The organism is Ruminococcoides intestinale (genome assembly GCF_040095935.1).
In the GTDB taxonomy this organism is placed as follows: domain Bacteria; phylum Bacillota; class Clostridia; order Oscillospirales; family Acutalibacteraceae; genus Ruminococcoides; species Ruminococcoides intestinale.
Window position 1 is genome coordinate 24999 of the sequence record NZ_JBBMFQ010000003.1, and the last position, 14846, is coordinate 39844.

8 protein-coding genes are annotated in these 14846 nt (G+C 41.6%); all 8 read left to right on the top strand.

All coding sequences use genetic code 11. From position 1 onward, the window contains the following. Window positions 1–8 precede the first annotated feature (8 nt). On the top strand, window positions 9–1040 hold the full coding sequence (locus tag WMO31_RS06240) for a hypothetical protein (RefSeq protein ID WP_367999391.1): 1032 nt from the start codon (window positions 9–11) through the stop codon (window positions 1038–1040). A 28-nt stretch (window positions 1041–1068) separates the two neighbouring features. Continuing rightward, on the top strand, window positions 1069–2826 hold the full coding sequence (locus tag WMO31_RS06245; protein WP_367999392.1) for a hypothetical protein: 1758 nt from the start codon (window positions 1069–1071) through the stop codon (window positions 2824–2826). Between the two features lie 30 nt (window positions 2827–2856). Next, window positions 2857–7302, top strand: coding sequence for an InlB B-repeat-containing protein (locus WMO31_RS06250; RefSeq protein WP_367999393.1), 4446 nt, complete (start codon window positions 2857–2859; stop codon window positions 7300–7302). A 31-nt stretch (window positions 7303–7333) separates the two neighbouring features. Continuing rightward, window positions 7334–8566, top strand: coding sequence for a hypothetical protein (locus WMO31_RS06255; protein WP_298177388.1), 1233 nt, complete (start codon window positions 7334–7336; stop codon window positions 8564–8566). Window positions 8567–8819: 253 nt separating this feature from the next. Continuing rightward, window positions 8820–9563 carry a signal peptidase I gene (locus WMO31_RS06260; RefSeq protein ID WP_317426461.1) on the top strand — a complete coding sequence of 248 codons (744 nt, stop codon included), beginning with the start codon at window positions 8820–8822 and terminating at the stop codon, window positions 9561–9563. 225 nt (window positions 9564–9788) lie between these two features. Continuing rightward, the gene (locus WMO31_RS06265; RefSeq protein WP_303992596.1) at window positions 9789–10601 is read left to right on the top strand and encodes a Cof-type HAD-IIB family hydrolase; all 813 of its coding nucleotides are present in this window, start codon (window positions 9789–9791) and stop codon (window positions 10599–10601) included. A gap of 259 nt (window positions 10602–10860) precedes the next feature. Further along, window positions 10861–13116: an alpha-amylase family glycosyl hydrolase gene (locus WMO31_RS06270; RefSeq protein WP_195231910.1), complete on the top strand. Its 2256-nt coding sequence runs from the start codon at window positions 10861–10863 to the stop codon at window positions 13114–13116. Window positions 13117–13417: 301 nt separating this feature from the next. Next, on the top strand, window positions 13418–14782 hold the full coding sequence (locus WMO31_RS06275) for a citrate/2-methylcitrate synthase (RefSeq protein WP_367999394.1): 1365 nt from the start codon (window positions 13418–13420) through the stop codon (window positions 14780–14782). Window positions 14783–14846 lie beyond the last annotated feature (64 nt).

Below are 14846 nucleotides of genomic sequence, written 5' to 3' on the forward strand. Positions count from 1 at the left end.
GGGCAAAAATGAAAAATTCTACTGCGCCCAACAGAAAGACGGGCAGAATGATTGCTAAAAATTTAATAGTTCTGTTCACTGTTGCACTTGCCGCCTTTTATGGCATTCAGGCGTGGTTCACTGATAAACAGTCATCAGATGCCGACGGCATCAACATTGAGTGTCATGCGCCTGACGGTATTGAAATTGCTGTTGTTAAGCACGGCGATCCGGCTCCGACGGATGACGCAGCGTACAAAAATACGATTGAATTGAACAGCGAAAATTATTCGTTTATTGATGATATCAAGATGACTGAGGTTTCGAGCGACGGATACACATTTTATAAGCCGCCCCTCAAACAGGAAAACGGAGTTGCTTCTCCTATTCTTGATGTTGACGATTGGGATCTTGCCGACAGTTCGGTTCACTACCTTTCTTTTGACCTGTATGTTCGTTCAAAATCCAAGTTCGATATTTATCTGGACAGTAAATCTAAAATCAGTCCGAATGCAAAAAATTTGACTGGTGAAAATGCAGATAATAAGAGTGATTTCGGTGAAAGCGGTGACTCAAAGGGAATTTCAAGAGATTGCGTAACCGGTGCGGTAAGGTTTTCGGTTGCAAATTATAATACTAAAGAAACAAAGCTTTTGTGGATTCCTGCTCCAAACATTTTTCTTAATGTAAACTCAGATACAACAAAGTATTCTGTAAGCACAGACAAGCGTTCGGGTGAATCATATTCGCACGGTTATTATGTGAAAAACGGTAAATGGGTTAAAACGTCCGTTTCCGCTGATGACGGTTCACCACTCAGCCAGGTTCTTGTTGCAAACAGCAAAGGCTTTACAGACAACGGAGATTACACATATGAGCTTGGTGCAAAGAAAAAAATTATGACTTTGGAAAAAAAGGACGCGACTCAAGACAGCAAATATACAGGAATGGTAACTTGTAATATGTGGGTTGACGGCGAAGACGCAGAGGCAAGACTTGCCCTTGTAAACGGAAAGTTTAAAGCAAACCTTGTTCTCTCAAAGGGCGATGTACAACAATAAATAAAAATCAGGAAAGGAGCAATGAAGTATGAAACTGAAAGAAAGAATGCAGAACTCGTTTTTTGCACTTTCCGATAACAGACTTCTCGGCAGAAAAAAGCTCGCAATTTCATATGTATCATTGTTCCTTGTTTTTACTCTTGTGCTTGTGACAACGGTGGCATGGTTTACCGTAAAAGATAGGGCAAGTATTAATTCTCAGCCGTTTTCACTCGAGTCAAGTGCGGCACTCCGTGTCAATGACGGTCAGGAAGATCTTTCAAACCACCTTGTTGTTAAAGGCTTTAAGCTTGAAGAGGCTTCAAGCGTTGACGGAAGGAATATGTTCTTCCCGTCAGAGGGCAACTTTAAGGATTCAACATCTGCCATGAAATTCCGAGAAGGAACGGCGGGCGACAGGAATAAAACATATGTATATAAGGATTTTAAGCTTAATGCCGATTCAGATATGACAAATGTTTATGTCAAAGGTTATAATATTACAATTGTTTCGGCAGACGGTAAAACTGTTCTCGGTAAGTTTGACGGCTCAACCGAGATTATTCGTGACGATAAAGGCGTTCCTGTCAATCAGAAGGTCTATGATCCTTGTCCGTTAAGACTTGCGTTTATTACCGACAGCAGTAAAACTCCTACTGTAATTGATCCAAGTGCTCTGATTGACGAGCATGCTAAAAATTATAATGCAGTAAGCTCAACAAATATGGACGGCTCTCCTGCTACGAAGCTTTCATCATGCAAGACATTTTCTGATTTCTATTTCTATTCAGGCGAAAGCTTGTTCACGCTTTTAGGTCAGAAACCTCTTGATGTAACATTGGTAGCGTGGTTTGAGGGTGCGTATGAAGATCAGTCTGTTTATGATAAGTATGCAGGCGCATCGGTTACAATTGATGTTGAACTCGAAAGTAACTACAATGATATGGAGGCTATCACCTTTATTGATAAAACAAGAGGTGATAAGGGCGAAAATACTCCGTGGATTAAAACAGATGACTGTATAGTTACCATGCAGTATAAAGATACTGATACAACTCAGAAAACTGTCGTTATGAAATATCTTGGTTCGGTAGACGGATATAACACATGGACAGCTGCGTTGCCAAAAGATGTAACAACAGATATAAGCTTTTTCAGATTCAGTACAACGAATAATATAATCTATAACTCATGGCACACCAAGGATAATGTGAACGGTGAATTGAGCCCGACGGCACAAAATTGGATAAAAAACGACGAAGATTTGTATCCGTTACAGGAAAGCAGAATTGTAAACGGTAATCGCAGCCTTGTTTACACTGCCAAGAGAGGTAACGGTTATGGTAAAACCGATGATACTGCTCAAAGACTGTCCCCTTGTATCGGATACTGGGATTATAGTCCGAGCGGCTCAACTGTTGAAACAACAGCACCTTCACCCACAACTCCGACAAGCGGAGGAGGATCTTCCGTAGATCCTGAAATAAATACAGGTGTATATCTCAACATTCTGGATAATAAACAGTGGCTCAGAAATTATCTTACAAGCGGAACTTATGAACCTTATGTAATTTATAATTATAACGGCGTAAAATCAGACCATTTGATGAAGTTTGAATCTGACGGTTCAAGATGTACACTTGATAACTGCAGTGCGCCGAGAGGATCACGAGTTATCGGATTTAAGTTTGTGAACAAGAACGGTACACACACTCTGCTTATTCCGGCGAAGAATGAATATATATTCTCCACTCCGTTCAATGTTTCTTATGAAGTAAACAACGATGATACCGCAACGTATCATTAATAATGCAAAATATAAAAAGGAGGTGTCACAATGAAAGAAAGATTTGCTCTTTTGGCGGCTTATTTTAAAGAAAAGCTTGCAATCGGCAAAAAGTCGGGCAAAGAAAAGAGAAAAAGCTTGATTTTAAGCATTGTGGCACTTGTTGAAGTGTTGGCAATCGCTATTGTGTCGGTTTCTGCATGGGTGGAAACAATTTCAACCATTAAGCTTGATTTGAACAACGGTACAATTGATAACTATGTGTTTACCAACGCTAATATCGGCTACGGTAACGGCTATGACGGAAATACAATTGATCTTACAAAATATTTTCGTCAGGCAGGCGATGTTCACCTTGCCTCGGCAACAAGCGCAAACGGCACAGATGTTTATTTTCCGACCTTAACTGCAAACGGCGAGCCGTCTGCTACATACAGAAAGGCTACTGTAAACGATAAGAATGTCAACTACATTGATTTTTCTTTCAATGTTACCGCAAAGGGAACAAAGGCGTCATTCTATTTTGAAAAGATTCCCACAATCAAGGTTAACGATGCTGATGCAGATGAGGAAAAGCTCCGTGTTTCATTCGTTTGTGACGGCAGTAATACGGTTGTCTGCGGTAAGAGCGACAGCACGGCAGAGGTTGTTTCCGGTACAAACCTGAATATCAAAGGACAGGAAAATGTCAAATCTTTCGGTTCATACACGGGTTCAACAGCAGAAAGTCCTCTTTTTACCGTTCCGGCAGATTCAAAACCGCATAAGGTTACAATGCGTGTGTGGTTACAGGATGACACCAGAAAGACAAAGTATGCCGGACAGACTGTTACAATTGACAACTTCAAGCTTATCACTCAGAGTCCCCAGGCGGGAGAATTGACTTTTTACGATAAAACAACGGGCGATCCGTCACTCGGTGCGGGTTGGGCTACCAAAAACAATCGTGCAATCTGGATTAACCAGGCCGGCAAAAGCGAGTATGAAAAGCTTTCAAAGGATTCGAGCGGTAACTATTTTATTAAGCTCGGTTCAGACTATACAGATAATCCTAACGCAACAGTTACTTTCTACAGCTGTGAATCAACAGTAACATCAAATCCGCAGAACAGCTATGTTGCAAAATGGACAACAACTCTGCAAGCTGGTGTTGATGCCGATTCACAGACATTCACAGCCTACGGATATAAGGATAAGTCAAATAACGGCTACGGCACATGGGGAGAGGTTCAGAAAATTCTCCTTTCAAGTGAAGATGCAAGTACATTGCCGATGACACAGGTTGACGGAAAGTATCTTGCGGTTGATATGTATGTTCAGGGCAGTTCAACTCCGATAGCAATGACTTTTGAACCGAATGACAATGCGTCACTCAGCGGTTGGGTTGCATATTTGCCCAATCCTAACAGCGATGCAGCACGTTCGATTACATTCAAATTTACTTACAACGGCAAAGATTACAGCGTAAGCGCACCGAACAGAAATTCTTCGGTGAATTATGTTATTACTTCACAAAACACAGGTTACTGGGCGCCTCCGGCTATTGTTTCCGTTTATTCTCCGTGTAAGGATGAAAAGGATAATAATGCCGTAATGGGAACAGTAAGCGTAACAGGCGGTATGGACGGCGCAACAAGAGTTAAGGTTACAAAGGGTACAACCGTCACTCTTAATGCGACACCGACCGACAGCAACAAATACAGATTTATCGGTTGGTACTCTGACCCCGAATTTAAAGCTCCCGTTACCCTCAGCAACGGTGCTTACCCGGCAAATGATACATCAGCCGAGCATAAGTTTTATGCGAAATTCCAAAGACAGTATAAAGTTGAGGCAAAAGCTGTTTCGGACGGAGCTGTTGCAAACAGCACAGGTGGTACTGTTAAGATTTCAGGCGACGAAGCTGGCGCATACACTGTCGGTTCGTACCTTGAGGGGCAAGACACATCAATCACAGCCACTACAAAAGAGGGCTATGACTTCAAGGGTTGGTATTCTGACGAGAATTGCACAAAACTGGAAAGTCAGGATCTTACGCTTTCAATTAAGAATATTCAGGCAAATCATTTGTATTATGCCAAATTTATGATTAAGCAGTTCTCGGTAACAGCGGTTGCAAATCATCCGAATGATAAGAAAAACAGCACAGTACAGTTTTCTTCACCGTTATCCGAGGCGTCTGATACAAGCGTTACCGTCAAGGTAAACTACAACGGTTCTGCAACTTTTGTTGCGAATGCAGGCGAGGGTTATGAGTTTGTCGGCTGGTATTCGGACGAAAACTGTCAGACACTTGTCAGTAAAACGACTCCGTACAAAGTAAGCAGCATAAAGGCTGACTATACTCTGTATGCAAAATTCAAGATTATCAATCTTAATCTCAAAGTTTATTCAGTAACAGAGGGAAAAATCGACGGAGCGGGCGGTACGGTTCAGCTTGGAGCTGATACCCCTGCCGCAAAGATAGAGACAACTGTTGAGTGGGGTACGCTTGCCACACTCACGGCTAAAGCAAATGCCAACTATGAGTTTAAAGGTTGGTTTACCGATCCGCAATGCAGTATAAAGGCAGACAGCAAGATTCTTAACAATTGTCAGTACACAGATAAGACAGTGCAAACTGCGGCAATAAAGAAGGATTTGACTCTGTATGCAAAGTTTTCGGATGTATCATCTCGCAAAGTTACCGCTAATGCCGTGTTCGGCGGAAATATTGTCGATACAGCAGGTACTGTTAAGGCAGGCGATTCGCAGGAAGGTGCAACATCAACTGCGGAGGTTACCAACGGTAATAGCGTAACTCTTGTTGCAAATACAAAGCCAAATTATAAGTTTATGGGTTGGTATTCCGACAGGGAATGTACAAACTCTGTAGCATCGGAACAACAGCTTGTTCTTACAAATGTCGATGCCGGTTGCGAATACTACGCATTGTTTAAGCTGCAGTCGTTTTCAGTCAACGCAGTTGTTGATGGTGATTCAGTAGGTACGGTAAAGTTTACCGCACCTGAAGAAGTTGGACCGTCAACTGCAGTTACAGTTTCGGTGGATTATGACGGAAGTGCAACATTTGTTGCAAACCCTGCCGAGGGTTATGACTTTGACGGTTGGTATAACGATTCAAGCGTTACTCCAGTCAGCAACAAGGCAACTTATGTGTGTGAAAACATCAAAGATAGCTTTACTTTACATGCAAGGTTCAAGCTTAAAGAATTTGAGGTAAAGGCCTCAGCCGTACTCAACGGAGCAGTCAGCAATGCATGCGGTACTGTTCAGGCAGGCGACACAACAGCCGCAAGCACAGTTTCTACTGTTGCAAAGTGGGGCGAGAGTGTTGCACTGACAGCTACTCCAAAGTCGGGTTATTCGTTCAGCGGTTGGTACACAGACCTTGGCTGTACACAACCGTATACAGACGATTACAAAAACAATCCTTTGACAACGGTTATCAAGGCTAACACAACTGTTTATGCTAAATTTGAAGTTGAACAAAAGCGTGTTGTATATTTGCAAGTTCCGGATGAATGGAAAACATATAACAATGGTGCAAATACATCAAGTTTTGCTGTTTATATGTGGGTTGATAACAACACTTACAAATGGTTCCCGATGAAACAAGTTGAGGGTAATATTTATAGTGCTGATATTACGGGTACTTGGACTTCTGTGACAAATATCATCTTTACAAAGATGAATACAGGAGTTTGGGACGATTGGGACGGTAAGCGTGCCCAGACAGTTGATGAGACTATTCCGAATGATGGCAGAAACTGCTTTAAGATAACAGGTAACACAGGTGAAGGTAACACAGCAACAGGTACATGGGTAAAATATCCGTTTGATACATTTACCGTTACTCTTGATGCCGTAAGCTATAAATCAGCAGGCTCTACGGAAACAAACGGCTTTACAGGCGGTAAAGTCAGCGTTGGCGGTGTTGTGCACACAAGTGCTGTAACAAATACATATTCCGACCCGACAACCATTAAGGCAACAGCTGTTTGCAATGAAGGTTATCAGTTTGCCGGTTGGTATTCCGACAGTGACTGCATAAATAAGGTTGCAGATAATGCCGAACTCAGTATTTCAGTAAATTCATCGGTTCATTATTATGCAAAGTTTGTTAAGAGTTCAACAAAGGTAATGTACTTTGTTCCGAACACTAACTGGACAACCAATAAAAATGAGCGTTTTGCTGCCTATGTATATGAAAAATCAACCGGCGACGGAAAGTGGTACAGTATGACAGAAGATGCATCTCATAATTGCTATACATTTGCTATGGATGCATCTGGCAAATATGACAGGATTATATTTAGCCGAATGAACGGCAAGACAACCGAGAATAGTTGGAATAATGAATGGAACCGTACTCCGGGTACTCACGGAGGTAATGTAGAAGGTATTGCCATTCCGACAGACGGAACAAACTGTTTTGTTCAGGGAACTGAAAACAACGGTTGGGATAACTGCGGTGGTTCTTGGACAACAAAGTAAAATTAAAGGTTAAATCAACGGAGGTGAAACCATGAAGAAATCAAAATTTGCAATTGTAATCGCACTCGGACTTGTACTTTGTCTGCTTTGCGGTGTGACCACGACTTTTTCATGGTTCAGCCGTCCTCGAACCGAATCGGGCGACTCTCTCAGGTGGAGCGGTCAGTACAAAATCAGCAACGGTCAGAACATCAGCATCAAAACCGTTGAGTCAAGTGATGACGGCTCTACTTTCGGTGAGAATGCAGTTACTGATTTCGGCGGTTCTCTGCAGGCAGGTAAGAGAAGATATTTTTGTACCGAAATTTCTAACTCGGGCAATGCCGAACAGAATGTTTCGCTTTTCATAAAAAATCTGAAAACAAGCGGTACGGCATCTGCGTCGGGACTTTATGTCGGCGTCAACAAACCGCTCAAGACATATAGGTCTTATAATGATATTGTCGGTAGTGGCAGTACATATACGAAAACTTCGCACGGAAAATACAGATTTTATTTTGATACAAACAATGTATTATCTTGGAAAGATTCCGCTACAACAATCAGAATTCGTTACGGAACAGGTGATGTCACAACCCCAAAGTGGCAGGGCGATCCTATTGTTATGACACCAATCAGCGGTCAGAGCACACGGGTGTTGTATGTTGATGTACCTGTAACCGCAAAAGTTGTGCAATTTTATGCTAACGATGACAATACCGGTGCTAATGCTACACCGTATATGCTGTTGAAAGCTTATTGTCCGAATTTGGCTGTTGATAACTGCTATAAGTTTACTTTGAGGGCTGGAACAGGATATAACAATAACCATAACTGTGATACATATTCTTTTGGTAAGCCTTTAACTGACTGTGCTAACTTTATCAATTGTTACAACAGTATTAACATTCCGCTTGGCTCAACATTCAACGCAGGTCTTGTTGCAGGAACAGATTACGTAGGTAGCAGTATAAGCTATTCGTCATCATCAAACGGCGTGTTTACAGTCGATGCAAACGGTGTAATTACTCCTGTGGCTGAGGGTAATGCAGAGCTCACAACCACAATTAAGGGCGGTGCATATGGAGATACCTATTCCGTAACCACGGAAATCAGTGTTACATCTGCAAGCACAGATTCAATAGACACACCTATTGTGACAAACCTTGAAATCAAGCCGAAAGCTACTGACGGACCTACGGTTTCAAAGGTGTATTGGTACATCAAGAATGAATCGTCATCAACAATAACATACACGCTTGATGATGTTTATATCTCGCTTTAAAATTTTAAATTTTTAAATTTACAAAAGGGTTGTTTTTACAGCCCTTTTTTATTATAATTTATAATCGGTAGCAGAGAATAAAATCCGCCCGTTTTGACGAATATATACGCATTTTCGTTATATAAAATATGTACATTTACGGATAGCTTGTGTTTGTACGAACAATTACAATGTTACATTCGGGCGAAATATGTTTTGAATTTAACAAACTGTCTTCACGAACTGAGAACGGCAACTTGCCGTGGAGGAATTTATGGATAAAAATAACGATTTTGAAAATGCGGTTGAAGTGACATCTGTAACAACCGAACACCCCAAATCAAAAAATAGAATAAGGAAAAGGCATGAATCAAAGCTCCGCAAAACCTTGCGGATAATTAAAAATATAATTTGCTGGGGAGTGCTTGCAATACTTGTGCTGACCGTAATTGTGTTTATGGGTTCAAAGGTGAACGGAAAAACACCTTCGCTTTTCGGATATTCCGTGCTTCGAGTTTCAACGGGCAGTATGCAGCCCGAGCTTATGATCGGCGATGTTATTCTCGGAAAGTGCGTTGACGATCCGACCGCCCTCAAGGTCGGCGATATTATCACCTATCGCGGCAGTGGGCAGACCGAGGGACTTCTCGTGACTCATAAGGTTGTAGTTGCACCGTATAAAACAGCTGACGGCACATATAAGCTACAGACAAAGGGCATTGCAAACGATGCTCCCGACCCGGAAATTTCAACCGAAGATGTGCTTTATATTATGGTGTGCAAGCTTGGATTCATTGACACATTGTACAACCTTTTCTTCTCACCGTGGGGACTGCTGATTTTTATTGCGGCGCTGCTGCTGATATTCATTGATGAGCTTGTCGTTATAATCCGCATACTTACGGGACATGACAAATCACCGAAGGACGGCGACATCAACGAAATTATAGACCGTTTGCAAAAGGAAAAATTGCAACAAAAGGCTGAATCCGACAACGATACAAAATCGGAAGAATAAATAAAAGCTGAATATATTTAATTTCGGACGAAAGGAAAATTCTCTTTTCGTCCGTTTTTTGTTGGCGAAAAAGACAAAGCGGAAAAATGGTGAAAATAGCTTTTATATGGGCTAAAATCGGCTTTTTAGTTGCATTTTTGGGCGATTTGTGGTATATTTTATACGGTCAAATTTGACCGTAACATACTGATTGTGTTTAGAAATTGATATGTTAAGGGTGGTTTCATGGATTACAAATTAATAGCGCTTGACATTGACGGTACGCTGACAAACTCCCAAAAGGAGATTACTCCCCGTACAAGATATGCTCTTATGGAGGCGCAGAAGCAGGGCAAGAAAATTATTCTTGCGTCAGGCAGACATCCCGTAGGAATTATGCCGATAGCAAAAGACCTTATGCTTGACCGTTTCGGCGGTTTTATTATGGCTTTCAACGGCGGCAGGATTATCAATTGCGAAACAGGCGAAACTATGGTGAGCAAGCTGTTTCCGCTTGAATATCTTCCCGACATCGTGAATGTTTTGAAGGATTCAAACATTACAATCAACACATACGATGACAAGCGAATCATCTCGGATAATAAGGTGAACGACTATACCTATGTTGAAAGGGACGTTATCAAGGCTGAAATGGTTGTTGTTGACGATTTTATCTCATCTGTAAGATTTGATATCAACAAAATTCTTCTTGCAGGCGAACCCGATGAGCTTGACAAATATCAGAAAATTCTTGCAGACCGTTATGACGGCTTGCTCGATGTATATAAAAGCGCACCTTATTTTCTTGAGATTATGCCGTTTGGTGTTACAAAAGGCTCAATGCTTCCGCTTTTGCTTGATAAACTCAAGATTAAAAGGGAAGAGCTTGCCGCTTTCGGCGACAACTACAACGATATGACAATGATAGGTTATGCAGGCTTCGGCGTTGCAATGGGTAATGCCGAAACCGATGTAAAGAAGATTGCCGATTACATCTGCGAATCAAACGATAACGACGGTATTGCAAATACACTTGATAAATTCGTTTTAAAGCAATAGTCGCAAAGTTTGAACCTAATATAAGCTTGAAAATATAAAATATAATTTAACGGAGCGTCAGATTTGACTTAACACTTTAAAAGAGTTGAAAAAACAGAATCTGTCGCTCCTTTTTGTATATAATAGCCAAATTGAGGGCTTAATCTTTGGCGGCATCAAAGTTGTAATAATTCTTTAAAAGAAAAATATATGAGGCTGTCTAAATTATAATATAATTGTATGTTATGTTGTACAAAGTATAACAAAAGGAGGAAAATCTATGGCAAAAATCAAAAAATTGCTTGCTTTGATTTTGTCGATTTGCGTAATTTGCACGGTATCTGTTATGTCCGTAAGTGCGGCTAATACAGATGACGATAACGACACTTCGGCATCAAGCACAATCACAGTACATTACTACTGTGAGGAAGGCACGCCCACAATCTATTATTGGAACAGTCTTCCGAAAAACATCAGCACGGAGTACCCCGGCGTTAAGATGACTTCCGAGGGAAACAACTACTACAAGTACACTTTCAACGATGTAACAAAAATCAATATGATGTTTGTTACAAACGGAAAGCAGTCTGCGGAACTCACAAGAAACACAGGCGAGTGGTGGTACAAAAATAAGAGATGGTCAAGCAAAAATCCTGAAGATATGCAGGAATTTGACCGTGTTGACATGCGTGAAGACACAATTTATTTTGTAATTACAACCCGTTTCTATGACGGTGACACAGGTAACGATGTTCATTGCTGGGATGACTCACAGGCAAACAACCCCGACAGCGATCCCGCATGGCGTGGTGACTTCAAAGGTCTTATCGACAAGCTTGACTACATCAAGGCTCTCGGATTCAGCGCAATCTGGATTACTCCTGTTGTAACAAATGCGTCAGGCTACGATTACCACGGCTACCATGCAATGGACTTCTCAACAGTTGATGTTCGTTATGAGAGCGACGGCGCTACATATCAGGATCTTATTGATGCCGCTCATGAAAAGGGCATCAAGATTGTTCAGGATATCGTAGTTAACCATTCAGGTAACTTCGGTGAGGCAACTCTTGCTCCTATGTTTACAAAGGAATACGACTCAATTCAGGATCTTGCTTCTGTAGATTGCATGAAGGTTATTGAGGGAAGCGACTTTGCTAAAACATTCCCGAACTACGATGACCTTGAGCCTAAGTATCAGTATGCCGCAAGACTTAATATCATGAAGGATACTAAGGAGCTTGACTCCGGTAATCACGACACGGAAAACTACTATCACCACTTCAAAGACCTCAGCTGGGAAAGCCCGACTGTACAGACAGGTCAGATTGCCGGTGACTGCGTTGATATCAACACAGAGAATCCTACAGTTGCTAATTACCTTAACGACGTTTATAACAACTATATCAACATGGGCGTTGACGCTTTCAGACTTGATACTGAAAAGCACGTTTCAAGACTTACACTTAACCAGTATTACTTCCCGTCATGGCTCAAGACAGGCGGTAAAAACTTCTTCATCTTTGGTGAGGTTTGTACTCGTGTAAGTGAATTCTGGAACCACAACATTCCTGCAATTTCAGCTCCGTTCTATACATGGGCTGAATCAGACAGCCAGTACATCGATTCATTTACAAATGATCAGGCTGCAAACATTAATCTTACACTTAAGCACTATGACAGCAACGCAAGTACAGCAAATCAGCCCACATCTGATAATGTTTATCTTGACGGTCTTAAATATCACACACCTGATTACAGCAAGTCAAACGGCACAAGCGTAATCGACTTCCCGATGCATTGGAACTTCTCAAATGCAAGCAACGCATTTACCCGTGCTTGTGAAGAAGATCCGTACTACAATGACTCATCATGGAATGTAACATATGTTGATTCTCACGACTACGGTCCTGATATGGACAGCCGTTACGACGGCGGTACACAGTCATGGGCTGAGAACCTTGATGTACTCTTTACTTTCCGTGGTATTCCGTGTCTTTACTACGGTTCTGAGCTTGAGTTCCAGAAGGGTGTTCCTATGGACGTAGGTCCTAACGCACCTCTTTCAACAACAGGTCGTGCATACTTCGGTGACTACCTCGAGGGCGACGTAACAGCAACAGACTTTGGTACATATTCTAATGCAAGCGGTGCTGTTGCAAGCACACTTGAAGCACCTCTCGCTGTTCATATTCAGCAGCTCAACCGAATCAGAAGAGCAGTTCCTGCACTTCAGAAGGGTCAGTATACAAGAAGCAAGACTTATGTTGACGGTAATATGGCATTCATTCGCCGTTACACACAGGGCGCTACAGACAGCCTTGCTTGTGTAACTATCTCAGGCGGTGCTACATTCAAGAACCTTCCTAACGGCAAGTATATTGATGCAGTTACAGGCGATGTTAAGTATGTTACAGACGGCACACTTACAGTATCTTCTGTTGGTAGGGCTAATATGAGAGTTTATGTTTGCTGTGCAGACGGTTTCACCGGAATTGACGGTCAGATCGGCACTAACGGCGCATATCTCAAGTAATAAAATAATGTTATTTTTTACGGAGCAGGTTTTTCCTGCTCCGTATTTTTCTGCCCTAAATCCTCAAATGACGGATTGCGGATTTATATCCGTCAAAATTATACTTCATTTATAAATAAACATTCCGAAAATTGCATAATGATGAATAAAAAGACAGAAAATTATGCAAATTCTACATATAAGGTTAAAAATCATTATGACACTTCTGCAAGAATTGTACCTTTTCTTTTTTTAAAAAATGTGCTATAATGTATAAAATATAGTTTCAATTTATTGTGAATTTTAAAAGGGAGTGTTTTTTATGACAAACAGCGAGTATTCGGATGTTACACCGCAGATTCATGCTCTGGCTCAGAAAATGACGCATAACTCCGTTATTGATACAGATTTATACAGCAAGTACAATGTAAAAAGAGGTCTCCGTGACCTTGACGGTAAGGGTGTTCTCACAGGTCTCACAGATATTTCTACAATCACACAGAATAAGCTTGTTGACGGAAAGCTTGTTCCTTGCGAGGGTGAGCTTCGTTACAGGGGCTATAATGTTAAGGATATCGTTGACGGTATTCTTGAGGATGACCGTTTTGGTTTTGAAGAGGTTACATATCTTCTTCTCTTTGGCGATATGCCTAACGAAGAACAGCTTAAAGACTTTAAGGAGCTTCTCGTTCAGTACAGAACTCTTCCTCAGCACTTTGTTCGTGATGTTATCCTCAAGGCCACAAGTAACGATATGATGAATTCAATAGCAAGAAGTGTTCTCACACTTTTCTGCTATGATAAGAATGCTAACGATACATCAATCGACAATGTTTTAAGACAGTGTATACAGCTTATCTCCGTATTCCCTCTTTTGTCGGTTTACGGCTATCACGCATATAATCACTATCAGCGTGATAACAGCCTTTATATCCACCGTCCAGAGCCTACAATGTCAACAGCCGAGGTTATTTTGTCGCTTCTTCGTCCCGACAGACACTATACTCCGCTTGAGGCAAAGGTTCTTGATATGGCGCTCATTCTCCATATGGAACACGGCGGCGGTAACAACTCAACATTTACAACACATGTTGTAACATCTTCGGGTACTGATACATACTCGGCAGTAGCTGCGGCACTTGCATCACTCAAAGGTCCTAAGCACGGCGGTGCAAATGTTAAGGTTTACTATATGTTTGAGGATCTCAAAAAGCATGTTAAGGACTGGGAGGACGAGGACGCTCTTGAAGATTATCTTGAGAAGCTCCTTGACAAGCAGGTTTTTGATAAAAAAGGTCTTATCTACGGTATGGGACACGCAGTTTATACAATTTCCGACCCCCGTCAGCAGATTCTTCACGGTGCTGTTAAAAAGCTTGCGTTTGCCGAAGGTCACAATGATGAATTTGATCTTTATGAGAGAGTTGAAAGACTGGCTCCGAAGGTTATCGGCAGAAAGCGTAAAATCTACAAGGGCGTTGCCGCAAATGTCGATTTCTACAGCGGACTTCTTTACAGCCTTCTTGATATTCCGTGTGAGCTTTATACTCCGCTTTTTGCAACAGCTCGTATTACGGGTTGGAGCGCACACAGACTTGAGGAGCTTATCAACTGCGGTAAGATTATCCGTCCTGCATATATGAGCATTTCCAAAAACAAGGAATATGTTGATTTGAAAGACAGATAATACGGCGAACCGCCGTTCCCCGTTCGAGAAGTTAGTTTTACAAGTGCGAGAGTTAAATTGCCCG